The organism is Bacillus sp. UNC322MFChir4.1 (assembly GCF_000746135.1).
Lineage (GTDB): Bacteria > Bacillota > Bacilli > Bacillales > Bacillaceae_G > Bacillus_A.
In genome coordinates, this window is sequence record NZ_KN050814.1 from 43,449 (window position 1) to 67,881 (window position 24,433).

The window sequence follows — 24,433 nt, forward strand, 5'->3', positions numbered from 1 at the left end:
CTTCTCATTCCTTGAGGAAGGGGAATTCTTTTCGAAATATGTTAAAAAGGATATCCCATTTCTCTTAAAATATAGTCAACTTGATTGACCACATTACGCATAGTACAATAAAATTCAAATAAAGTCAACTTAATTGACCTTATTTAAGGAGGAATTATAGATGAATCATCAAGTAATTCGTGAATTAGATCTTACATCACTTTTGTCATTATCCTTTAGTACATTGATTGATGAACTAAATAACAGAATGAATGAATTAGGTTTTGGAGATATTAGACCTGCACATGGTTTTATGTTTAAACGCATCATCCCTGACGGAGCAACAGGGATAGAACTAGCTGAATACTTAGGAATTACAAAGCAAGCTGTGAGTAAAATGGTCGATCATCTTGAAAAAGGTGGTTATGTAATGCGTCAGAGTCATCCCACAGATAAAAGAGGGAAAATTATTGTTTTAACCGAACGAGGTTGGTTAGCAGTAAAAGCAAAAGATGAGATACTAGATAAAATTGAGGGGCGCTGGATTGAAAACATAGGTGCTGAACGAATGCAAATGCTCAAAGAAGATTTAACAAAATTAGTGTATGAAGCAAATGAAGGGAAATTATCATCGAGCGTAAAACCTGTTTGGTAAATATAAAGAACAGCTTACGAAACAAATAATCTCTCAAATGATAAAAGCAAGCATTTTTCTATCCAAATGAAAACAAGATTTTTGTTTATAACATGAGCTTGATGGTCATAGGGTTCGACTGCAATACATATGTCTTAGTCGAATCCTATCATAATTTAAATGAGAAATAATACAAATTCCCTTACATATTTATTAACATTTTAAGATATTCAGAATATAAAATAGTATAATCCCTCAAAAGATTAAATATTTTTTTTGGAGTGTTATATTATGTCATTTGGAATTGACGTGAGTCACCATGAAGGTAGAATTGATTGGAATCAAGTAAAGAATGATCCGAATCAAGTAACCTTTATGATTGCAAAAGTAACAGAAGGCTCTGAGCAAGGTAGCAATTTTGTAGATCCAACTTTTCAATACAATATAAACGGTGCGAACAATGTTGGTATTCTGACAGGAGCTTACCACTTTTTTCGAGCAATCTCTATTAATGATGCAAGACAAGAGGCTGCTTTCTTTATTAAAAATTTACAGAGCGTCACGTTAACTGCCCCTGTATTTGTCGATGTAGAAGTCAATGATGGAAATTTAGATCCGAATACGTTAACAGATGCTGTGAATGCATTTTTAACAGAATTAAAAAATGCGGGGTATTCTAGTACTGGCGTTTATAGCAATCTATATTTCTTCAAAAATAGCCTAAACATTTCACGTTTACAAAACACCTTGTTATGGGTTGCACGTTATAGTACAAGCGGCCCTGGAATGGATTGTGATATTTGGCAATACACAGATACCGGAAGTATAGAAGGCATTAACGGGGATGTCGATTTGAATATATCCTATGTAGATTTGGATACCGGTAATAATAACAACGGACCTAGCAGCGCATTTATAGGAGTCGCTACAATCGCAGGTGATAATGTAAATTTAAGAGATCAACCTTCTTTGAGTGGCAATGTCATTGGAAAATTAAATCGTAATGAATCCTATAAAGTATATTACGAACAAAATGGATGGTTAAACTTAGGAGGAAATGAATTTGTTTATTATGATCCTAGCTATATTTGTTATTGCAACTATATAGGTGTTGCTACAATTACAGGTGATAATGTGAATTTAAGAGATCAACCTTCTTTGAATGGTAATGTGATTCGTACATTATATCAAAATGAAGCTTATAAAGTATATTACGAACAAAATGGATGGTTAAATTTAGGAGGAAACCAATTCATTTACTATGATCCTAGTTATATAGATTATCAATTACTTTCCTCATGTTCTGATTGTTAAATAGCGGACAAACTCCGCGCAGTATGTAACTATTCAGTCACTCTATGAAAAAAGACGGAAAAGCATTTTTTAAGTGGTCAAGAGAGACTGGCTATGTATAGGAGCGGTCAGTGCCTTTTCCTGCCACGCGCAAAGTTTGAAAACAAAAAAAAGGTAGCAAGGTGTGTAGGGCGTTTTTATCTTCATGGCAGCAATCTATGTGCTGAAAAATGAAATGTACGGCTGAATAGTTACCGCAGTATAGAAATAGGGACAACCGAGATACGCATCTCGGCTGTCCCTATTTTTTTCTATTTCGCTGCAAAAATCCTGTCATTTTCGAGAATTGATTGATGAGGTTAAGATAAATGAAACTAATTTTCCCTTTTCAAATGAGATAAGCCCTGATATTCTTTTCCAATAAATCTATATCAGCGTTTATTGCAGTTACTAAAGCTTTAACGATTGGCTTAGTTTTGGTAGCAACACTTCTATCTGTCTTAATTCTTGAAATTTGACTAATTCCTAGGCATGAGTTTGGTATTGAACTCATGCTTTTATAATGAAGAGAAATGATTGTTGATAAAGATCACGATGACGTACGAAGCAAATGAAAAAGAAAAGCTGCTTTCCTCTACACTAAGAGAAAGCAGCTTTTCTTTTTTCTAAGCAACTCATACATTCTTATCCGAGTATTAAAGCTCCTTTATTTGCTTTGTAAGTTCATTGAATCTTTTATCAAGCTCCGTGTACGCTTCATCTTTAGGAGTTAAAAAGCTAAGTTTCCCTAAAACTTCTTGTCTTTCTGTTTCAAGCTTTAAACGTAATTCGGTGAGATTATCTATTTTTTGAGATGGTTCTTTCAATTGCTTTTGTATATGATTGTTTGAAAACACTAGTTTACTGTTAGTCGTTTTTTCAAGGAAGTACCGATCATGCGAAACAATAAGCAATGTGCCATTATAATCTGCTAATGTAGCTTCAAGCTGTTCGCGGGAAGGTAAATCAAGATGATTGGTCGGTTCATCTAAAATCAGCACATCTTTTTCATCTAAAATATACTTCATGAGCTTACACTTTACACGCTCACCCATACTCATGTGCTTAATTGGCTCTTTCCATTGTGAAGATGTAAACCCTAAATGTCTCATTAAATTTTGGACTTTTCCTCTTTCTTCAAAAGTCTCTTTATAAAATAATTGTTCTGGTCTTTTTTCAAGTGGTAAATCAAATACTTCTTGTGTTAAATAACCAATGTTTGCAGATGGTGAAACCCATACTTCTCCTCGGGCCACTTCATGCCCCATAATCATCTTCAATAACGTTGTTTTCCCGCAGCCATTCGGACCAACGATTGCTATTTTCTCGCCATGTTGAATTGTGAAATTCACTTTCTCAAATAATGTTCTTCCCTCAAGACATTTTCCTAATTGCTTCACTTCTAAAAAACGCTTCCCTACCTTTTTATTCGTTTGAATGGAAAACTCTACAACTTGGTCTGGCTTAACACGCTCTATTTTCTCTTTTTCAAGCTCCTTTTCCAGACGTTTTTGTTTTGACTTCACTTGTGCATCCGTTCGCTTCGCCTTAACACGATAATATTCTTTATATCCCTCTTGTTTCGTTGACTGTGCATGTGCTTTTTGTGACCATGATGTTAATTCTTTTATTTGCGATTCTATACGTTCAATGTTTTTTTGTTGCTTTTCATATTCGCGCTGCTGCGTAAGCCTTTTTTGTTCTCGAAATTTCATATAACTCGTGTAATTCCCCTTATGCTCAATTAACTGTCTATCTTCTATCGACCAAATTTTCGTCGCAACAACATCTAAGAAATACCGATCATGTGATACAACAATGATTGTTCCACGATAGCTTTTTATCTGTTCAATCAAAAGTTCTGTACCATGTTCGTCTAAGTGATTTGTCGGTTCATCTAACATTAAAAGGGTTGAATTTTGCGCAAATCCTTTCGCAAGTCGAATTTTCAGTTTTTCGCCACCACTTAACGTATGAAAATCGTTCGTTGGTACGTCCCATTTCGCAAGAAGTTCCGCTTCTACTGTCGTTACTTCATTAGATGTAAAGACCTCTTTCTCTTGTTCAACATATGCCATCGTTACATTCATCTGTTGCCATTCTAGCTGCCCTTTTGTCGGTTCTATTTTTCCATTTATCAATTGCAAAACAGTTGATTTCCCAGCACCGTTTCGCCCTATAACTCCAATAACATCTCCTTGCTTCACTGTAACTTTCATTTGTTCTAACAAAGAATGTTCCATTATTTCTACATAAACATCTTTTAATTTTAAAAGTTCCTTCATACTATCGATCCCTTCCGATAAAAGGAGAACAAAAAAATCCTCCCAATTATATTTGGCAGGATTAGTCGTTATATTATTTATACCCAAATAAGCTATTGTATGGAATAGCAATACGTTCTTATGGAAAATGGGCAGACTAATCCTATTTTTTATTAATTGAAATATCAAATTTCAACATGTAAAAATAAGATTAGTTAATCATCGTCCACCCATCATCCTTTCCGTCGTTAATATCCATATTGTACCATGATAATACTGTATTCGTAAACAAGACGATTTGACTCAGCGACAGTCGCCAATAACGCAGCATTTATTTGTGATGAATTAAAAAAACGTTATTCTTTCTAAACAAGCTAAACTATTAGAAAGGATAACGTTTTTTGTATTTGAGGGTTGATGGGTATGGGATACCGCCACAGATCCCTAGACTGCCAAATAATGTTTAGGAGGAATCATAATAGCATGAAATGGTTTCTTATTTATAACAAATGTTTCTCAATTTTTTTTAAAAGGTTTCTTCATTAGTTTGTGGAAATTTTTACAATATTAGGTTTTTGATAGTGTATAAAAATAATCCGAGTTTAATAAGATTTATTTCGGATTAACATAAATACCCTATTAAAAAAATAAAACAAAGGAATCTCTTAATTTATGTAAAATGTACGCGATATCACCAAAACAATATAATTAAATTCAAAAAACAATAGTAAGGAGAGGTTTGTATGAAATTTAAGAAAAAAATTATATGCACAACATTATTTTTGGGCATTTTGGTTACTCAAAATACACTAGACAATACAATTGCTTTAGCATCAACAACAGATAACTATCAAAAAAACCAAGATGAATTAGTGACTGATAATTTAATCGGAACTCAACAAATTAATATAAAAAATGCATTAGATTATGTGAATAACTGGTGGAACAAGAGGAATCCTGAGTATGCAAAATGGGATCCAAACGATTGTATGAATTATGTCTCTCAAATTCTAAAAGCTGGCGGAATACAAGAAACACTTCCATCAACTATAAAACCTTCAGGAATTGATACAAATAAAAATTACTGGTACAGCAAAAAACAAGGTGATAATATTTTTACTGAATCTAGTACATGGATAAACGTCGAAGATTTTTATACTTTTTGGAGTAAAACTCAAAGAGTAATTACTCCAGATAAATTAAATATTATGAGGGATATTGAAGTTGGGGATGTTATACAACTTCAAAAAAAATCAGGCGGAAGTTATTATCATGCAATGTTTGTAGTAAAAAAGGATTCAGAAACTGTTTATTTAACAGGACATACTAACGATAGAGAAGCTTTAGATATTAGAAATATACAAGGAGAGAATTTTCGAGTAATTAAATTTTCGAGTTAAGAATCACCATATTAAACATTCCATGTATGTAAAATTGCATAAATACCTCTTCTAAAATAATGTTACAATGACATAGAGTTATAACACATTTTTTTCTTCAATCTTTACAGTAAAAACCCAACTCTATCAAACCCAATTAATATGTAGATCTAAAAAATAAGAAAAGACATCCTTTTGGATGTCTTTTCTTATTTAACATTAATATAAATACACTTATCAATGTTACTTCATTTAACTTCGCAAAAACCCACCTTCTGAGTTAATCACTTGACCCGTGACCCACCTTGCATCACAACTAGCAAGAAATGCCACGATGCGCGCTGCATCTTCCGGCATACCAATGCGTCCCATTAAAAATTTAGGTAACAGATGTTTTCTAATTTCATCCGTCATCCACGTTGAATCTGTTGGTCCTGGGTTTACCGCATTAACCGTAATCCCTAAAGGTGCAAGTTCTGCCGATAACGACTTCGTAAAAGCAACAATTGCTCCTTTCGTTGCAGCATAGGCCAATTCCCCAATCATTGGCCCGAGCTCTTGTCCAGATGTCATATTAATAATTCTTCCTTCGCCTCTATTCGATTTCTCAAAACGACGAGCAAATTCCGTACAAAGAAGAAAAGTCGACCTCATATTAACAGCATAATGGTTATCAAGTGTATGAGCATCTAACTCTTCATATCCATCACTCGTTGAATATGCTGCATTATTCACTAAAATCGAAAGAGAACCAAACTGCTTTGAAACAGTATCCATTATTGCAAAGGCAGCATTTGCATCTGACAGATCCATTTCTAAGCTGTCACAGCGAACTCCTAATTCCAAAATCTCTTTTTCAAATGTCTCTGGCCAACCAATTTCAGACTGCCAATGCGTAAAGAAAATATCGATACCTTGAGAAGCGAATTCGCGGCATATAGCCGCGCCAATCCCTCTTGGACTACTTACTCCTGTTATAAGTGCAACTTTATTTTGTAAATGTGTCATTTCATATTCCCCCTATTAAATAGGGACACGATGATATGTATAAGTAGAGATGTATTATTCTCATAACAAATAAAAAGCCGATACACACAGGTATCCGCCTAGTAAATGGAATGATCACTCCACACCATGCATCCCTTGTATGATTATCATCTCAATAAATAGACACACTCCACCCGTATAGATAGGAAAAGCACGCTATTCATTTCATTTCGTAATCATTACAAGATTTGCCACATGTAGAATTTCAATTCCCCTTTCATTACATCTCTACTATTATTTTACTTTTTTTGCTGGTGATAATCAATTTAATAATTAAGAAATATATTACGATATACACCAATCGTAAGTGGACAAGCAACGCAAAGCGAAATAATGAAATAAGTATTTCTATTCTCTATTTCATGCAATCTGCTCGTTGTTAATCATCTCTTTTTCGTTATCGACCACTCTTTGCAATATATCGGCGCTTCGACACGTTTTAAAGACCACTCGACGATATTCGACATGTAAGTAGTCGATTCGCTGAGCTGAATCATATCGAAAAGTGAAACTTTTGGGCAACCTCTAAGCAGAGAGGATATTATACACTACCTATAAAATAATCTCACAAAACAAACATTTTAAACGTTTATTTTTTTCATCTAACAAAGAAAAAATACAACACCCTACAGCTTCTACATTATGATAATCTTATAAACGATCACACACATCTATAATTGAGGTATTAGCTTGAAAAACTAGCATCTTGCAAATTTTAGCAACTCCCCCCTCTTTATCAATCAAAATCCCTCAATACTTTCTATAGTATCGAGGGATTTTTCGTATGGACTCCATGATCATTATTCTGTAGTTAGCAAGAATGATCTATTTCATCTTTCGGACATAAAGACCATTCTTTATCCCGCTACTCGTGGGCAGTAATACTCCCACTGATTAAAGTTTCACTTTATTTTCATGCCAAAAACGAGGCCGCTCAAAAGTTTTATTTCTACAAAAAAAGCATCATCAAAATCATTTTTGATGATGCTCCATTCTCTTATTCAGCTAAACTAGGATTGTGATCAATCCTAGCTTAATAAATTAACTTCACTTCGTGTTTCCACACTTTTCAACGGTGTGCGTATCTATATTTTTATGAACAGCATTTACATTCCCTTTCAACTTAAATGTACAAACACAGAAATATATAATCGAAAGAATAGATATACATATCCATAAGTTATATACATAAGAAGTTTCCCATACACCTATAAGGGAAAGAAGAGCAGGGCCAGTTAGTGTAACCCATGACTGTACAAAAGCTATTTTTCCAACATAATAATTGATGTTCTTTTTCTGTGCATTCGAAATAAAAAATAAGAACCATAGAAATGCCCACATCAACCAAGTTAACGCATTAACGATATCATGAAAATGTATAATAGCTACAATCATGTAGAGTATTGCAATAATCGCTACCCAAAGAGAAAACCAGCCTAATCCATCACCCTTCAATCCTGCAATGAAAGTAATTCCTACATATAAATAAGTGAAACCAAATAAAAAAGTAGCTGCATATAAATAAACTGTCCAATTACTTTGATCAGATACTACAATTAAATAGAAAGGAATAATAATTTGCAGTACACCTACAAATAAATTAAAAACACCTACACTCTTTTCGTCCGCTTTTCCTAGCATCACAAAGCTATTTAAAAAGAGCGCTGCACCAGAAAGTAATAATCCAACATTCCCCATATATATTCTTGTGAAAAACAAAACTGTTTTTCACAACGATACCTCCTCACATCATACATTCATTTTTTCATAGTTTTAACGATAAAAAGCAATTCCTCTTCTCCAATAACATGTGACAGAGAAACTGCTTGTATTTAGATACATTTACAACAGATCATACATTTGAAATGCATATAATTTTTCAATTAAGCGCTTCCAAAAGAGTATGCATTAAGCTATGAAAATGATATCAATATAGTAACAGCATTTAATACAAAAGTAAATAACACAAAAAATAGTAAAATATAAAGTGAAACTTCTATCACCAATCGGGCGCATGCCAGCAGTTTATCCCCCACCTACATTCTTTGCTTTCGCTGAATTTTGAGGCGGGAGTCTTACTGCCCGCGAATAGCGGGATAGACGACCAAAATCATCGCATATCAATAACTTCGTGTTCCTTCAATAGATACATCACTCTACAAATCGCCCATACTCCTTCAAAAACCAAAGTTTCACTACCCCAACTGGCCCGTTCCGATGCTTCGCCACATGAATTTCTGTCACATCTCTATGCTCTGTTTCCTTATCATAATAATCGTCTCGGTACATGAACATTATGATGTCGGCATCTTGTTCAATTTGTCCTGTTTCTCTTAAGTCAGATAAAAGCGGACGTTTATCTTGGCGCGACTCAACCGCGCGGGATAGCTGCGACAGTGCTACGACGCACACGTTTAAATCGCGAGCTAGCAACTTCAGTTTGCGGGAGATTTCGCTCATTTCTTGAAACCTATTTCCTCTATATTTCGCATCGCCTGTAATGAGCTGTAAGTAATCTATAATGACGAGCAGTTTTTTATTAGGATGCTTTCTTTTTAGCTTGCGAACCTGCACCCAAATTTCCTGTGTTGTCACACCTGCTTTATCATAAATCTCTAGCGAGAGATCGCCAATTTCCGCGAAGGCATAACTCGTTTTTTCCCAGTCTTCGATCGTGAAACGATGCTTCGGATTTTTCAGCCTCTTCCCTGATACTCCGCCGGCGCAGGAAACCATCCGTTTTAACAGTTGCTTGTCACTCATCTCTAAAGAAAACAATCCAACTGCAACGCCCGATCTAGCTGCATGAAAGGCAATGTTTAAAGCGAACGCTGTTTTCCCCATCGAAGGCCGCGCTCCAATTACAACAAATTCACCATCTTGCAGACCACACGTCATCTTGTTTAAAGCGGAAAAACCAGTTTCAATACCTGTTAGTTCTTCTACGTCTTGGTGAAACTCTTCATATAAGCCAACTAGCGTATCCTTTAAGTCAAAATCTAACGTACACTCTTCCTCTTCTAGTTCACAAAGAGCCGTAATCGCCTCGCCGATGATTTTCTCATCCTTCTCCGCCAAAAGTCGTTCACTCATACTGTGCCCGACCATTCCTGCACGGCGCATTTTCCAGGCACTTCGAACTAGCCCCTCGTAATAAGTGAAGTTGGCAGTCGTCGGTACACTTTCGATGATGTTAACAAAGTACTCAATCCCGCCAATTTGCGCTAAAAAAGAAGGATCTATTTTCGAAACGAGCGTAACGAGATCAAGCGGCTGGCCGTCTTCCTCTACTTCCCGTATTAGCTTAAATATCGCTTGATGCAAAGCAGTAGAAAAGTGGTGTTCCGTCAACCTGCACTCTTTAATAAGCTCTCCATCAAGGAGGAGTGAACCCAATACCGTTTGTTCCGCTTCGACGTTTTGAATGCTCATGGACGCCACCCCTTTTCTGTTAAGAACTTCTGCAGTTCATCTTCAGATGGCACGTTTTTCTTCCACTCCTCGCATTCCTCTAGAAACTGCTCAGTCTCCAAAACAATGGACGACCCTTTCTTCCGAAACTTCACCGCCGCCTCCTCTACTTCGCTGACTCTCGTAAATCCCTTTCCGTGCCAATCTCGCAAAATTCCCTTCACATACGCAAGCGTCCGCTTATTGTTTTCATGGGCAATTTGGAGTGCTTTTATGACGAGTTCCTCTGACAAATCTTCTATCCACGCAGTCAGTTCCTCAGCCGTATACGGTGACAAGCTGCCAAAGTTTTGTTCATAAAACGCAAATACATTCGTGCCCGGTTCTATTTCCTTCTCTGCCCCGCAGCTTTCAGGCTCTTCTTCTGGCGTTTCAACCGGAATACCGAAATGCGCTACCAACAGCGGAATATTCATCTCTTCCTCCAAGCACTTTTGAAGAAACATCTGAACAAATTGTTTACTTTTCACAGTCTTTAACTCCCGAAGTACACATTTCTCAACGTTCGGATTTGTAATTGGGTTATAACGAAGCCAATTTATGATATATAACTCCTTCGTTTTCGCATCGTATAAGATCTTTCCATATTCGATAAACCGCTGCAACAATTTATCAACAGTCTCCCTGTTGTAGCCCGTTTCCATCTCTGCTAAACGCTGTGGCAACGGATACATTCCGCACTGCGTCGTTTTCGAACATGTCAGCAAATATATGTAAAAATAGCGTTCCTCCGGCGTTAAGTCGAGCACAAACTCATCTTGCCAAAAATTCACCTGCACATTTCGATATACCGCCATCTATATTCCTCCCGTTTTTAAAATGCTGTTCCTTACTATATATAAGGAGAAAAGCGGGAATTTGGTAATTTGATTTTTATTTTTTTTGAAATTCTTGTAGTAGTAGTTCTTTTGTTTTTATTTTTTAAATTCTTGTAGTAGTTTTTTTGTTTTTGTTTTTTTAAGATTCTTGTAGCAGTAATTCTTTTGTTTTTGTAATGATTTATTACTTGCAAGGGGCTTGGTAGGGGTTTATAAGGGGCTATTAATAGGATTTCAATATGTTTTACTTCCCTCTAAATGCTCATTCAAAAAATGGGACGTGAGTAAAAAGTACTCATGTCCCATTTTTATACGTTTTGTTTCTGTTTTCGTAATGCTTTTGGAATGTATACACAGAAAGGTTCACTTTCCATGTAATCTCCAGTCATCGCAAAGGCTCTAGAACGAGATCCTCCGCAAACATATCGGAACTCACAAACCCCACACTTTCCTTTATACTTGTCCGGGTTACGCAAGTCTTGGAAGATCGGAGAGTTTCGATAAATATCAGCTAGTGGTGTTGTTCGAACATTCCCGGCTTTGATAGGTAATAACCCACTTGGATACACATCTCCAATATGAGAGATAAATACAAAGCCATTTCCATCATTTACCCCTTTTGGAGCACGACCAAGTCCATCAATTTGCCCCGTCATTCCATTCATCAATACATCTTGATATTGAATAGCCTGATTTGCTTTTTTATTCTCTCTCATTTTTTGTTGAATAACAACGCGTCTGTAGTGCTGAGCAGCCGTTGTTTTAATATCAAAAGAAACCTTTTTACTTAATTGATATAGCCATTGGAATACTCTTTCATGCTCGGCTGGTGAAATCATATCTGTTTCCTTGCCGCGCCCAGTTGGAACTAAGAAAAATACACTCCAAAGCACACACTCTAATTCCTCTACTAACTTTGCCATATCTTCAAGTACATTCACATTATAAGTAGAAATAACCGTATTAATTTGAATAGGAATTTTCAATTCATGCAAATAACGAATCGCATTCATTGTTAATTCAAATGATCCCTCTGTTCCCCTAAAATGATCATGTATTTCAGCTGTTGGCCCATCTAAACTAAATGCCCATCTTGCAAGCCCTACTTCTTCTGCTTTTTGAATTGTTTCTTTCGTAACATTTGGAGTAGCACTTGGTGTCATAGATACTCGAACACCTTTTTTTATCGCATAATCCGCAATATCATATACGTCCGGGCGCATTAACGGATCACCCCCAGTAAAAACAAGCATCGGATTATTCATTTCATATATATCATCAATTAATTTTTTACCTTCTTCAAATGTTAGCTCAAGAGGATGACGATGATACTGAGCTTCCGCACGACAATGAAGACATTTTAATTGGCATGCTCTCGTTAACTCCCATATCACAATAAATGGATTTTTGTTAAAATCACGGTTAATCACAATTAAACCCTCCTATCAATTTATATCCTCATTGTAAAGTTATATAGCCATTTATGTTGTGAGATACATCACGTATGAAATTGTCGTTATAAAGTGAAACCTTAATCAGTGGGGGTTCTTCACCAACTTCTTTCTCATCCCTTTTCAGTGAACTTGCACGGCGAGAGAGAACTATCTATTTTTCGTTAATCAACACGCATGACCAAATCCTCTCTCCTCAAGTTTTCAATTTATCTTTATATTTTAAGCTCTAAAATTTGCATTACCTCTTAATGTAGTCATAAAATTAATCTGTGTTCGAAAATAGATAAAGAGCGAGTAAACTGAAGAAAAAAGAAAAAATTCAAAATTAGAAACGGAAAATGGAGAGATGCATTGAATGTTAAAGATCATCAAACATTTAAAACCATTTGTTACTTCCATCATTGCGGTTGTATGTCTTTTAACTGTGCAGGCAGTATGCGATCTATCACTGCCAGACTACATGTCTAACATTGTCAATGTAGGGATTCAACAAAAAGGTGTCGAAAACGCAGTACCTGAAGTTATTCGTAAAAGTGAGATGGATAAACTTACGCTCTTTATGAATGACAAAGAGAAGAAAACAGTAACTGACAACTATGTTCTGTTAGATAAGAACAATCTTTCCCGAAGTGAACTGAAAAATGACTTAAAAGATTATCCAAAGCTTGATAAAGAACCACTTTATAAGCTACATACAACGGATAAAAATACAATCAGTGAACTGAATGATATCTTTGGGAAACCGATGTTAATAACACAAGGAATTGAAAAAGGCGGTAATGACAGCAAAACAGAAATGAAGCTTCCGCCAAATACAGATCCTTTCACAGTCATTGCGAAACTCCCTCAAGATCAAATCGATGCGATGAAAGAAAAAGCGGATGAAAAGTTTAAAAAGATGCCAGGCAGCATGGTAACACAGGCGGCTGTTTCATTCATTGAGAATGAATATAAAAAGATTGGTATCGATACAGATAAACTTCAATCCAATTATATTCTTACTTCTGGCGGGAAAATGCTGCTTTTATCATTAGTAAGTATGGCAGCTACCGTGATCGTGAGTTTACTGGCAGCAAAAGTATCAGCTGGGCTTGGCAGAGATTTGCGAAAGAAAGTGTTCCGGAAAGTGACAAATTTCTCGAATGCTGAGTTTGATAAGTTTTCTACTGCCTCGTTAATCACAAGAAGTACAAATGATATCCAGCAAGTGCAAACACTGATGGTGATGATGCTTCGAATCGTCTTCTATGCACCAATTTTAGGTATAGGCGGCATCATTAAAGTACTAAGTACTGACCTTTCCATGGGATGGATTATCGGCGTTGCGGTTATCGCAATTTTAAGCTTAGTCATTGGTTTATTTAGCGTGGCCATCCCTAAATTTAAAATGATTCAAAAGTTAGTCGATAAAATTAACTTAATCACGCGTGAATCGTTAACAGGTATGCTTGTCATTCGTGCGTTTAACAATCAAAAACATGAAGAAAAGAAATTTGAAAAAGGAAATCAAGATTTAACAAAAACAAATTTATTTGTAAGCCGTTTAATGTCATTTATGATGCCAATGATGATGTTTATCATGAATGCTGTGATGTTACTCATTATTTGGGTTGGATCACACCAAGTAGATATGGGACATATGCAAGTTGGTGATATGATGGCATTTATGCAATATACAATGCAAATTATCATGGCCTTCTTAATGATCTCTTTTGTATCGATTATGGTTCCACGTGCTTCTGTATCCGCACAACGTATCGCAGAAGTTTTAGATACTGACCTTTCCATTCATGATGCAGCGGAGCCAAAAGCATTCTCGCCTGGCAAGAAAGGTTACGTTGAATTTAAAAATGTTAGCTTTAGATATCCAGGTGCAGAAGAAGATGTACTTTCCAATATCACCTTTACTGCAAAACCTGGTGAAACGACAGCTTTCATTGGAAGTACAGGTAGCGGGAAATCAACATTAATCAACTTAATTCCGCGCTTTTACGACGTCACAAGCGGGGAAATCTTAATAGATGGTACGAATGTTAAAGAAGTATCTCAAAAGGAATTAAGAGAAAAAATTGGTTATGTACCGCAAAAAGGAGTTTTATTCTCCGGTACGATTGAAAGTAACTTGAAATACGGTAAGAAAGAAGCAAGTGAAGAAGAATTAGTAAAAGCGTCAGAAATTGCGCAAGCGATGGAGTTTATTAACGAAAAACCTGAAAGTTTCAAGACAGAGATATCACAAGGTGGTACGAACGTTTCTGGTGGTCAAAAACAAAGGCTTTCGATTGCCCGTGCTCTTACGAAAAAATCGGAAATCTTCATATTTGATGATAGTTTCTCAGCTCTTGACTTTAAGACAGACGCTGCGCTTCGCAGAGCTTTAAACAATGAAATTGCAGGAAGTACTCTTTTACTTATTGCGCAAAGAATCAGTACGATTATGAATGCAGATAAGATCATTGTACTGGATGAAGGAAAAATCGTCGGAACTGGTACGCATGAAGAGCTTATGGAAAACTGTGAAGTTTATAAGCAAATTGCTTTATCACAACTTTCAAGAGAGGAGTTGTCATCATGAGCAAACGAAAAATAGAGCACAACAAACAAGGTGGTCATGGCGGCGGTCATATGGGCGGCGGCATGCAAAAGATTGAGAAAGCAAAAAACTTCAAAGGAACGATGAGTAAGCTCCTCGAGTACTTGAAACCTTATAAATTATCAATCTTAGTCGTTATCTTTTTCGCGATCGGTAGTGCAGCCTTTACAATCGTCGGTCCAAAAATTTTAGGAAAAGCAACAACAAAACTTTTCGAAGGACTTGTAGATAAAGTAACAGGAGCAACCAGTGCGGCAATTGACTTTACCTATATCGGAAACATCGCCTTGTTACTTCTTGGATTATATATACTGAGCGCTGCGTTTGGCATTATCCAAGGCTATATCATTTCCGGGGTAGCCCAAAAGGTATCTTATAACTTCAGAAAAGAAATCGATGAAAAAATTAACCGGATGCCGCTGAAATACTTTGATAAAACAACGCACGGAGAAGTATTATCAAGAATTACAAATGACGTAGATACAGTGAGCCAAACGTTAAATCAAAGTATGTCGCAAATCATCACATCAGTCATTACAATTATCGGTGTATTTATCATGATGTTATCAATTAGCTGGCAAATGACATTAGTCGCACTGTTAATCTTGCCAGTATCGATGATTCTCATTATGGCAGTCGTAAAACGATCACAAAAATACTTCAAATCCCAGCAAGAATATTTAGGACACGTAAACGGGCAAGTTGAAGAAATTTATAGTGGTCACAATATCGTTAAAGCCTTTAACAAAGAAGAAGAAGAAGTGAAGAAATTCGAAGAGGTAAATGATACCCTTTACCACTCGGCATGGAAGTCGCAATTTTTATCTGGAATGATGATGCCGATTATGATGTTTATCGGGAATATTGGTTATGTCGCTGTATCGATTTTAGGTGGATGGCTTGCGGTAAAAAGAACCATCGCAGTTGGGGACATTTTAGCCTTTGTACAATATGTAAGAAACTTTACGCAGCCAATCGCTCAAGTCGCGCAAATCGCGAACGTACTTCAATCGACAGCTGCTGCTGCTGAAAGAGTTTTTGAATTTTTAGAGGAAGAAGAAGAAGTGCCAGAATCAGAAAATCCAGTGAATCTGCAAAAAGTAAACGGAGAAGTTACCTTCAAAGATGTTGAGTTTGGTTACAATGCAGACAAAACGATCATCAACAACTTCTCTGCTACTATCAAACCTGGCCAAAAGGTCGCAATCGTCGGTCCAACCGGAGCAGGAAAAACGACAATCGTAAAACTATTAATGCGTTTCTACGACATAAATAGCGGTGCAATCTGTATAGACGGTCACGATATAAAAGACTTCACTCGTGAAGACTTGCGCAGTATGTTCGGAATGGTACTGCAAGACACTTGGCTATTTAACGGATCCATCATGGAAAACATCCGTTACGGCAGACTTGATGCAACGGACGAAGAAGTCATCGAAGCAGCGAAGGCCGCTCACGTGCACAGCTTCGTCAAAACATTACCAAATAGATACAACATGGAACTAAACGAAGAAGCAAGCAACGTATCCCAAGGACAAAAGCAATTATTAACAATTGCCCGCGCCCTTCTAGCGGATCCGAAAATATTAATACTCGACGAAGCAACTAGCTCCATCGATACGCGTACAGAAGTACTCATTCAAAAAGCGATGGAAAACCTCATGAAAGACCGAACAAGCTTCATCATCGCTCATAGATTATCAACAATCCGTGATGCCGATTTAATCCTTGTGATGAAAGACGGGGATATTGTAGAACAAGGTAATCATGAAGAGTTGTTGAAAGCTGATGGTTTCTATGCTTCGCTTTATAATAGTCAGTTTGAGAGTGCGGATGCTTCTTGAGATTGATGGGACACTCCTCTGTTTTTTAAGAGGAGTGTTCTCTTTTTAGTAATTGAAGCTCTTTTATCAAATTCATTGAAGACATAATCAGATCAAAAAGCACATACAAAACAAGAGGCTATCCAAAAGTTTCACTTTTTTGGATAGCCTCTTTTATATGATATTTCAATTGTACTGTTATCGTGAAGAAGCACGAAATAAACCATATTCTCCTTCTAGATAACTGTTTTCTCTTCCATAGCTGTATCTCTATTCACTAAATTCAAGTAGAAGTGCGATATTGTTGTAAAGTAATATGGATAAATCCAAAGAAACGGAATACCAATTGTGAAAAATAGAATAACAGCCCCTAAAATGAACCATCCGATAAAACTTAAAGACAGTATAAATAAATCGAATTTGTGCCCTTTCATCATTTCTTGGCTCTTTTTAAGCGCTTCGCTCGCCGTATATTCTGGATGATCTAACATAATATAGTAAGCCATAGAATAAGAGAAACATTTTATAATACCTGGAACAATCAGCAATAAGCTCCATAAAAATACGTATACACTCATTAACAGAGCTAGCTTTATAGATTTAAATATATTCTTTTTTCGAAATCCCTCAAACAAATCATCAATTGTAGTAGATTCTCTTTTCGCTAAACGTAATGTAAGATTACAATATCCATAACTCATAATGCTTTGTAAACCTATCAAAACAACAGATATAATCACGAAAGTAAGTACATAAGAAGTAGCACCTACTGCATTCAACCTCTCATCTCCTGTAGGGGAAGCAATAACATTCATAATTTCACTGAATAAGAGGCCTAGGAAGAAAAGCGGAAATCCGATAATAAACGTGCCAATAGTAGAAATAATATAATACAAAAACGATGCCCCTGCTCCTAATCCCCATTTACCTTTTAATGAAGATAAAGCTGCATTTTTAAAGTCACTGATCAATTTAACCTCACCTTTCCTTTAATTTGTTATTATATGGATAATAATAGTATTTTTTAACAACATTCATTTATTTTTGCTTTGTAAAACGGTATGTTTGGAAAGAATCACCATCAAATAGTTGCATTTTACTATCTGTAAAGTTTTGGACTTTATATGATACGTCACTTCTTTGTGGTATGAAAGATTCTCCGTCTTGATATGCTTTCTTTATAATTAACTTTAATTCACTTGATAGTACTTCCTCACGTTTTAGCACGTTTTCATACCTCTTGCACTACTTTTGTTTCACATATCGAGTTATAGCTTTTGAATCCTCATTGTACAATTGTAAACTCTTTGTATCGTAGTTTTGCACTTTATAGTTTATGTCTTTATGGACAACTTCTGCTACTACTCCATTTGCCATTTGTTTTGAGATATGTAGTTTTAACATCATATTAGACTTATCGTACTCCCATGTACCTTCGATATAGTTTGTTTTATTTGGATAATCACCTGCGGTATATACCTCAAATGTCTTAGGACTCCCGCCTTTTAAGATAAATAACGGGTTAAACTTACCATCACGAGTTACACCCCAATTAGCAATTAACTCCGTACCATCTAGTACGTTCTTTTTAACTGCATTGTAGTCTACCCCTGCATCTGTAGTGGAATCTTTTAGGTCTTGAGACTCTACCCCTCCACCTTTTGATTTTGTTACTTCGTTTTTCATCTCTTTGTAGACTGCAATCCAGTACTTATCACCTTCATGTAAAATCTGTTCAGCCTGTTCAACGATTTCCTTGTCTGTTCTCTTATCATTTGAGTTTGACTTATCTCTTGTATAAGCGTCTTTTAACAAAGATAATGATTTCTTATACTTTACAACTGCCTTTTCAATATCCTTTTGTGTATCTACATATTTATTAGGTGGGTCAATTGCCTCAAACTTAGCGATTACCTTATTTGCTTTGTCTATACTAGATAGAATGTCTTGCTTTGATTTCTTGCCGTCAAGAGAATCATTTATATTAGTAGTTAAAGTTTTAAATGATGCTTCAAACTCATTACCTAAGTCTATTAAGTATTGAGGGTAGTCTTCTGCTAAAACTCTTACTTTCTGAACATCTTTACTAGACTCTTTTGCTTCTGCTTTTGACTCTGATTTAGACTCAGTCTTTGCTTCTTTAGAAGGTTTCTCTACTGTTCCACAACCACCTAATAACATAATAGGAAGTGCTAAAGTTACCAGTTTCTTTGCTTTCATAAACATATACCCCTTTGTTTGACTTATTAGATTTTCTAGATTAACCTTTACCTTGTCTTTCCATTTCTCCTAATCTATCACCTATTCGTGTAGTTATCTCTTTTGAGAGTTTACCTGCTTCATACATTTTCTGCTTGGATAATTCCATCTTTTCTTTATTCTTTTCAGAAAAGGCTTCAGTTTGTAATCTACATGCTTCTTCATACGTTTCCATTACTTTAACCATCTGTTTTTGCTCTTCCACAAATTCATTAGGTGGGTTGATTTCTTTTATCTTTTTGAAGTCTTTATTTAATGACGTCACCATTACTTGGTGGTCTGCCTTAAACTCTTCATAAGGTTTATCTGTTTTAAGTAGGTTTTCAATATCAGTAAAAATTTTAGTTGCGTCAGTCATTGGCTCTATTAAAGCAGGTGCGTATTCTTCAACTTTTAGTTTCCTAGTTGAATTTACTGTTTTTTCCTCTTTTGACTCTATCTTAGAGCCTAATTTCTTTTCTACTTTGTCAGTTGAATCTGTTCCACAACCTCCCAATAGCATAATTGGGAGGACAAAAATTACTAGTTTCTTTGCATTCATAAATATGTACCTCTTAGTACTTTAATATTAAATTATTTTTTCTTTACTGCCGTTATCGCTGTACCTTTATCATCTACGATTTCAAATGAGTTACCAGTGAATGACTTAACTGTATATGGTACTAGACCTCTCATCTCGTTTTCACTGTATGTCTTACCGTCTTTTACAAACTCTTTTGGGTATAACTTCAGTTTCTTCTCGTCTGCATTGTAGTACCACTCACCTGTCATATGGTTGTCTTCATATGCCTTACCTTTACCTGTATCATCAAATCCAGTGAATGTATGGTCTTCTCTAAACTCTAATGCTTTGTGGAATACAGTTCCATCATAACGACCCCAAGAACCATACCACTCACTGCCCTCTTCTGAAATTGTAATTTCACTTCCGTTATCTGCTTTCGTGTCTGACTTTGTAGTTGGAGTATCAAACTTTACTCCTGTTTTGTCACTTATGGAGTTTGCTTTATCTATATTTGCTTCTTGAAGTGGTTTATACCCCTCCACCATATAGTCGTTACCTTCTTTAATCTTTTGCATTAACTCTTTTGCCGTTTCTTTATCAGTAGACCCATCTTTTGCAATCTTAGCCTGTTTGGCATATGCTTCTGAATAACAATCTACCCCTTTTAAGATTGTCTTATGAGCGTCTGCATACTCTTTAGGTGGTTCAATTTGATGGAACTTCTTGATTATCTTTTGTAAGTTTTCTTCTTCTTTTAAAATCTCTTTTGTTAACGTCTTCTCATCTTTGTTCTTATCCATTGCTAACTCTGTTATGGTAGCGATTTTACCCATTAACTCAGATGATAAACCAGTCATACGTGTTGGGTATAACTCTTTTGATAACTTCTCTTTCGTTTCTTGTTTTGCTTCTACTTTATCTTTTGGCTTGTCTGCTGATGAATTTGTTCCGCAACCCCCTAATACCATTAACGGAATTGCAAAACATAGTAACTTATTTGCTTTCTTCATGGATATACCTACCTTTTTTGTTTTTATTCCCCATCCTCATTCATCGTATCATTCACCTATTTCGTAGTCAAAAAATCTTCTATACTTGTAAAGTTGAGCATGAGGCAAGATTATTTCTTGTCTCGTTTGAAAAAAAGCAACTTGCCAGAAGAAAGAGAAATTCTATGAAACAATGAATTTTAGATATTATCACCTATAATTATCCATTGTATTTTATTGCTTAAAAATAAGAATTCAACCCGCTATAAGCCTGAATTCAAACTAGACTCAAACCAACTTAAAACAAAAAACAATAAGTAACCAATATAAATAATGGTTATCATTACCACATTCACTATGTTTACAAATTTAAGTATCTTATTAAATAGTTTAAAGTCTTTAAAACGTTTTATTGCCCATGATATTATGTAGTATCCAAAAAGAAATTGATTTAGCATCATGCTAAAACTTAAAATACCTAAAGTTGTTTGAGTTAAATCTAGAGATTTGTTTAAAGATATAACTACCACTACACCAATCATTGCCACGATCGTAAATATCCAAATTAACGCTGACTCGTTTATGTATTTTTTTTGAATCCAATATTTTAATGCTAATGCTATAATGAACGTTTGAAGAACAAAGAATAAACTTCTAACTGCATAATCTAATGCTGTTGGTAGCAATGTAATCCCTCTCTCATACCTATTCGTTTAATTAGAAATCTTAGATGTCGCCGTCCATTACTTTTCATTAACCATACAATTTTTCTAACTCTACTAAGCTCTTTTTGTGGTTTGATAAGCCAACTGTAAAACTGTTCGGCTTCATTTCGAGTACCCCTTTGTCCTCTATTAACTTTATAGTGACATTGGATTTAATCATACCTCTCTTTACACTTACTTTCTCTACTTTATCTAATTCTAAATAAACAATATTTTCAGTAGGATCACCAGTTGTAGGACTTAACTCTATTAGTATGACTCTCTTATTTGTGAATCCTACAAGGTAATGTTTATTTAAAGCGAGTGCACCCAAGCCAAAAACTAAGTATTGAGAATGAGATGCCATGTTCATTACGTAGAAGTAATGAACATAAGTCTCACCTTCTACCATTAGTTTATCGAATACTTTGTCTGCATTTTTGTTAGTTAACATCTTTTATTCTCCCCTCTTTTATAACGAAAAAATGGTTATTTCCCCCTTAAATATTTAAAACAACCAGAATTAAGCACTATAGTTACCATATATTCCACAAATCCACATGTCAATTTAAATATAAAAAAGCACTTGCTTGTCTATGGTAGATGAGCAAATGCTTTAGGTTTGTAAGTTTTATAGTGACAGCATGAATGCTTTTTGTCCAACACGATGCGTGTCTAAATCTGGTATGCCTTTGATTTCATTCAATTCATAATTACCTAGGTCTAACAAATTAATACATTCGAAATAATAATGGTTAATTACAGACCTATTCTCTTATGATTTTAAAAATAATTGTTTTAGTAAGAATGAGTCTAAGTGAACGGAATCATTAAGTACTACAATTTTTAATTTTTGTTTATAAAATATGATGGGGCAATTTCGTAGTCATTAAGAACTCGACCCTTTCATGACTATTCTTCTTGTAAATATTTTTTCACGATAAATTCAACTTTTTCTCTCGTGGTTAAATATTCAAAGGAAAAATTTCGTTGGTATGATGTTTTTCCTTTGTTAAGGAATTTCATACGAAATGTTTTATTTGGTATTTCAGATTGTAAAAAAGAAAAAACATTATATATATCATCAATCAGCTGCGGGTTTTTCTTAAACTGCAGCATATCATTGCTAAACTGCAAAGTAACAGCATAAGCCTCACAATCACTGTCTTCAACATGGGAACAAGATATCTCTTTGAATGCTAAATATTCATTTTCAACACCATTGGTTTTCCCATCCAATTGCTTTCTAATAAGATACGTCCAATACTCTTCAGACTTATTTTTCATGACTAATAAAAGTTGTTCTTTTGTAGTAATATTTTGAATGTCTTCCAAACGAAAGTCAGTAAGACGACTTTCGTTATCTAATATTTCAATTCCAGTGATTAGTTGGTTGTTTTTTTGAACGAGTTGTATGAGTGCAAATAAACGATCTAGTTCGTTTGTTTCAAATTGGCTAAAATCTAGTTTTGGAATTGTTTTTAGTGTTAAAAACAACTCGGATGTTGGCTTTTCATCAACTGAACTTCTTTCATCAATTCTATACTGCAGCACATTTTCACCTTGAGCAGGCTCATACCCTAGTTTTCCAATTTGCCCCAAAATCGGTTTAAATGATTTATATGCTTCATAAGTATGTAACCCATCTTCGTATTCATCACCAAGAATTGATGAATAAAATAGCCCATCTACTTCCACACGGAACTGAATATTTTTGTTGTTTTTTACTTGAACAGTATGCCAAGTATGACCCATATTCCCTTCATGAATAGCACCTCGGCTTGATACAATTACATCTATTCCATATTTATTTTTTATGTACGTTTCTATTTTATCGTTACTTTGACTTTTATATAAAAAATAGATAAAGCCGCCTATACTCCCAATGAATAGAATAATAAACAAGGTGACGATGCAAATGACAATCCCTATTTTCTTCATAATCTCCCTCCCCAATGATTATACTATTATCTTGGGTGGGATTTTCAATATATTTGTTGCTCCATTAGTAGCATTCTTTAAGAATAGAGCCTATTTTTATGAGCGGATTACACAATACTCGTTGAGGAGGTAACAAAGTCTTACGTTTATAATTCCGCTCAATCCATATATAGTTATAGGAAGAAAGAATTATAAGTCGATAGGAAAACATTTAGATGGACATAAAAAGCTAATTGAAACGTGAGTTTGAGGCGATAGCAGCAGAATGGAGGATATTATGATAAAAATCGATAGAGACGGTGAAGCCTACTGGAGCGAAACTGTTGATTTAGGTGTTTGATAAAGAATTTCTTAAGTTAATGGCAATAAGGTCACTTCACATATTCTTTTCATATAGTTATGGGTTATTTTTTTACTAATTAATTGAAGATTTTATTATATTGTCACCGATAAAGGCTTTTTTATCATTCACTTATATTACCTTACTCATTATTTCTTCATATATTAATGGCTAATCAATTAATTCAGGAGGAATCTTCCACACTTAGAAATATATAATTAGCAAATTACTATTCTTGATTATGGCATTTTATATTCCTAATCCTAAATTTTTCCTTTTTGTGTCATATAGATCAAACCCTTCCATATGCCAAAAGCTCTTTAACCCAATCGTCTGATATAGTTGAATTTCCTCTTTATAAATTGGGTACATACCGACTAAATGTATTGATCCATCATATGTTTTAATTTCTGCATACTCTTTACTTAAGATTGCCGGAGCAAAAACAAAAAATCCTACCATCTCAGATTCAGCTGAAATCTGTTTATCAAAAGTAAACAACGAACCGTAAGAAAAACTTTTCTCTCCCTTAAACTGTGATGCAAAATAGGCTGTCGCTAATCCCCAACTTTCATCTTGCGTTTCCAGCGTTAAAATGATTTCTGGTCTTCCATTCTTCCAATCTGGATGATGTCCTTCTGATAGCCCATACGTAATAGATGTCATCATGCCGGTTTCTGGTAAATCACGATAAAAGAAAACGTGGATAGGTGTATCTCCATTTTCAAGATTCATTTCCCTAATAACATCCGCTTTTCCAAATAATTCTTCCAATCCGTCTATAAAAACCTCAGCTCTACTCTTTATAGCAACCTCCCCCTCCTATAAAATCAAGTTTTTTAGTTTACTTATCTTTCGAAATCTTAAAACTCCATCTTTCGTACATTTCTGGGAATTAATC

The 24,433-nt window shown here is 35.2% G+C and carries 20 protein-coding genes; 5 read left to right on the forward strand and 15 right to left on the reverse strand.

What is annotated here, in order from left to right; genetic code table 11:
• Positions 1–160: 160 nt before the first annotated feature.
• Both BR72_RS23905 and BR72_RS23910 read left to right on the forward strand, forming a co-directional pair.
• Positions 161–634, forward strand: coding sequence for a MarR family winged helix-turn-helix transcriptional regulator (locus BR72_RS23905; RefSeq protein WP_035437860.1), 474 nt, complete (start codon positions 161–163; stop codon positions 632–634).
• Positions 635–904: 270 nt separating this feature from the next.
• Positions 905–1,927 carry a GH25 family lysozyme gene (locus BR72_RS23910; protein WP_035437862.1) on the forward strand — a complete coding sequence of 341 codons (1,023 nt, stop codon included), beginning with the start codon at positions 905–907 and terminating at the stop codon, positions 1,925–1,927.
• Positions 1,928–2,601: 674 nt separating this feature from the next.
• On the opposite strand, the gene abc-f is transcribed toward BR72_RS23910, so the two are convergent.
• Positions 2,602–4,230 (reverse strand): ribosomal protection-like ABC-F family protein, encoded by a 1,629-nt coding sequence (gene abc-f / locus BR72_RS23915; RefSeq protein ID WP_035437864.1) that lies wholly within the window; start codon positions 4,228–4,230, stop codon positions 2,602–2,604.
• 722 nt (positions 4,231–4,952) lie between these two features.
• Here abc-f and BR72_RS23920 point away from each other — a divergent pair.
• Complete coding sequence (locus BR72_RS23920; protein ID WP_035437866.1) at positions 4,953–5,609, forward strand: amidase domain-containing protein; 657 nt, start codon at positions 4,953–4,955, stop codon at positions 5,607–5,609.
• 231 nt (positions 5,610–5,840) lie between these two features.
• Here the strand turns inward: BR72_RS23920 and BR72_RS23925 are convergent, their stop codons facing one another.
• The 5 genes from BR72_RS23925 to BR72_RS23945 all read right to left on the reverse strand — a co-directional run bounded on the left by BR72_RS23925 (position 5,841) and on the right by BR72_RS23945 (position 12,354).
• Positions 5,841–6,596, reverse strand: coding sequence for an SDR family oxidoreductase (locus tag BR72_RS23925; protein ID WP_035437867.1), 756 nt, complete (start codon positions 6,594–6,596; stop codon positions 5,841–5,843).
• A gap of 1,086 nt (positions 6,597–7,682) precedes the next feature.
• Positions 7,683–8,333, reverse strand: a complete 651-nt coding sequence (locus tag BR72_RS23930; protein WP_231559763.1) for an AmiS/UreI family transporter — start codon at positions 8,331–8,333, stop codon at positions 7,683–7,685.
• Between the two features lie 453 nt (positions 8,334–8,786).
• Complete coding sequence (dnaB, locus tag BR72_RS23935; protein WP_035437870.1) at positions 8,787–10,067, reverse strand: replicative DNA helicase; 1,281 nt, start codon at positions 10,065–10,067, stop codon at positions 8,787–8,789.
• Positions 10,064–10,903 (reverse strand): DnaD domain-containing protein, encoded by an 840-nt coding sequence (locus BR72_RS23940; RefSeq protein ID WP_035437871.1) that lies wholly within the window; start codon positions 10,901–10,903, stop codon positions 10,064–10,066. The genes dnaB and BR72_RS23940 overlap by 4 nt, the downstream gene beginning before the upstream one ends.
• 329 nt (positions 10,904–11,232) lie before the next feature.
• The gene (locus BR72_RS23945; RefSeq protein ID WP_035437873.1) at positions 11,233–12,354 is read right to left on the reverse strand and encodes a TIGR04053 family radical SAM/SPASM domain-containing protein; all 1,122 of its coding nucleotides are present in this window, start codon (positions 12,352–12,354) and stop codon (positions 11,233–11,235) included.
• Between the two features lie 379 nt (positions 12,355–12,733).
• Between BR72_RS23945 and BR72_RS23950 the strand changes: the two genes are divergently transcribed.
• Both BR72_RS23950 and BR72_RS23955 read left to right on the forward strand, forming a co-directional pair.
• Positions 12,734–14,953: an ABC transporter ATP-binding protein gene (locus BR72_RS23950; protein ID WP_035437875.1), complete on the forward strand. Its 2,220-nt coding sequence runs from the start codon at positions 12,734–12,736 to the stop codon at positions 14,951–14,953.
• Positions 14,950–16,815 carry an ABC transporter ATP-binding protein gene (locus tag BR72_RS23955; RefSeq protein ID WP_035437877.1) on the forward strand — a complete coding sequence of 622 codons (1,866 nt, stop codon included), beginning with the start codon at positions 14,950–14,952 and terminating at the stop codon, positions 16,813–16,815. The genes BR72_RS23950 and BR72_RS23955 overlap by 4 nt, the downstream gene beginning before the upstream one ends.
• 215 nt (positions 16,816–17,030) lie before the next feature.
• Here BR72_RS23955 and BR72_RS23960 read toward each other — a convergent pair whose 3' ends face one another.
• The 9 genes from BR72_RS23960 to BR72_RS24000 all read right to left on the reverse strand — a co-directional run bounded on the left by BR72_RS23960 (position 17,031) and on the right by BR72_RS24000 (position 24,306).
• On the reverse strand, positions 17,031–17,765 hold the full coding sequence (locus tag BR72_RS23960; protein ID WP_035437878.1) for a DUF975 family protein: 735 nt from the start codon (positions 17,763–17,765) through the stop codon (positions 17,031–17,033).
• Positions 17,766–17,832: 67 nt separating this feature from the next.
• On the reverse strand, positions 17,833–18,021 hold the full coding sequence (locus BR72_RS23965; RefSeq protein ID WP_035437880.1) for a hypothetical protein: 189 nt from the start codon (positions 18,019–18,021) through the stop codon (positions 17,833–17,835).
• An 18-nt stretch (positions 18,022–18,039) separates the two neighbouring features.
• On the reverse strand, positions 18,040–19,020 hold the full coding sequence (locus tag BR72_RS23970) for a DUF7018 domain-containing (lipo)protein (RefSeq protein WP_231559764.1): 981 nt from the start codon (positions 19,018–19,020) through the stop codon (positions 18,040–18,042).
• A gap of 34 nt (positions 19,021–19,054) precedes the next feature.
• A complete protein-coding gene (locus tag BR72_RS23975) occupies positions 19,055–19,594 on the reverse strand; it encodes a DUF7018 domain-containing (lipo)protein (RefSeq protein ID WP_035437883.1) in 540 nt (179 codons plus the stop codon).
• A 32-nt stretch (positions 19,595–19,626) separates the two neighbouring features.
• Positions 19,627–20,568 (reverse strand): DUF7018 domain-containing (lipo)protein, encoded by a 942-nt coding sequence (locus BR72_RS23980; protein WP_035437884.1) that lies wholly within the window; start codon positions 20,566–20,568, stop codon positions 19,627–19,629.
• 242 nt (positions 20,569–20,810) lie between these two features.
• Positions 20,811–21,233, reverse strand: coding sequence for a hypothetical protein (locus BR72_RS23985; RefSeq protein WP_035437885.1), 423 nt, complete (start codon positions 21,231–21,233; stop codon positions 20,811–20,813).
• Between the two features lie 67 nt (positions 21,234–21,300).
• The gene (locus BR72_RS23990; RefSeq protein WP_035437886.1) at positions 21,301–21,705 is read right to left on the reverse strand and encodes a PH domain-containing protein; all 405 of its coding nucleotides are present in this window, start codon (positions 21,703–21,705) and stop codon (positions 21,301–21,303) included.
• 458 nt (positions 21,706–22,163) lie between these two features.
• Positions 22,164–23,192 (reverse strand): hypothetical protein, encoded by a 1,029-nt coding sequence (locus tag BR72_RS23995; protein WP_035437887.1) that lies wholly within the window; start codon positions 23,190–23,192, stop codon positions 22,164–22,166.
• A 589-nt stretch (positions 23,193–23,781) separates the two neighbouring features.
• A complete protein-coding gene (locus BR72_RS24000) occupies positions 23,782–24,306 on the reverse strand; it encodes a suppressor of fused domain protein (RefSeq protein WP_051957418.1) in 525 nt (174 codons plus the stop codon).
• Positions 24,307–24,433: the final 127 nt, after the last annotated feature.

What these genes read in the sequence shown, in the direction of transcription:
- BR72_RS23905 (WP_035437860.1), top strand. Translation starts at nt 161, where the DNA reads ATGAATCATCAAGTAATTCGTGAATTAGATCTTACATCACTTTTGTCA.
- BR72_RS23910 (WP_035437862.1), top strand. Translation starts at nt 905, where the DNA reads ATGTCATTTGGAATTGACGTGAGTCACCATGAAGGTAGAATTGATTGG.
- abc-f (WP_035437864.1), bottom strand. Translation starts at nt 4,230, where the DNA reads ATGAAGGAACTTTTAAAATTAAAAGATGTTTATGTAGAAATAATGGAA.
- BR72_RS23920 (WP_035437866.1), top strand. Translation starts at nt 4,953, where the DNA reads ATGAAATTTAAGAAAAAAATTATATGCACAACATTATTTTTGGGCATT.
- BR72_RS23925 (WP_035437867.1), bottom strand. Translation starts at nt 6,596, where the DNA reads ATGACACATTTACAAAATAAAGTTGCACTTATAACAGGAGTAAGTAGT.
- BR72_RS23930 (WP_231559763.1), bottom strand. Translation starts at nt 8,333, where the DNA reads ATGGGGAATGTTGGATTATTACTTTCTGGTGCAGCGCTCTTTTTAAAT.
- dnaB (WP_035437870.1), bottom strand. Translation starts at nt 10,067, where the DNA reads ATGAGCATTCAAAACGTCGAAGCGGAACAAACGGTATTGGGTTCACTC.
- BR72_RS23940 (WP_035437871.1), bottom strand. Translation starts at nt 10,903, where the DNA reads ATGGCGGTATATCGAAATGTGCAGGTGAATTTTTGGCAAGATGAGTTT.
- BR72_RS23950 (WP_035437875.1), top strand. Translation starts at nt 12,734, where the DNA reads ATGTTAAAGATCATCAAACATTTAAAACCATTTGTTACTTCCATCATT.
- BR72_RS23955 (WP_035437877.1), top strand. Translation starts at nt 14,950, where the DNA reads ATGAGCAAACGAAAAATAGAGCACAACAAACAAGGTGGTCATGGCGGC.
- BR72_RS23970 (WP_231559764.1), bottom strand. Translation starts at nt 19,020, where the DNA reads ATGTTTATGAAAGCAAAGAAACTGGTAACTTTAGCACTTCCTATTATG.
- BR72_RS23975 (WP_035437883.1), bottom strand. Translation starts at nt 19,594, where the DNA reads ATGAATGCAAAGAAACTAGTAATTTTTGTCCTCCCAATTATGCTATTG.
- BR72_RS23980 (WP_035437884.1), bottom strand. Translation starts at nt 20,568, where the DNA reads ATGAAGAAAGCAAATAAGTTACTATGTTTTGCAATTCCGTTAATGGTA.
- BR72_RS23990 (WP_035437886.1), bottom strand. Translation starts at nt 21,705, where the DNA reads ATGTTAACTAACAAAAATGCAGACAAAGTATTCGATAAACTAATGGTA.
- BR72_RS23995 (WP_035437887.1), bottom strand. Translation starts at nt 23,192, where the DNA reads ATGAAGAAAATAGGGATTGTCATTTGCATCGTCACCTTGTTTATTATT.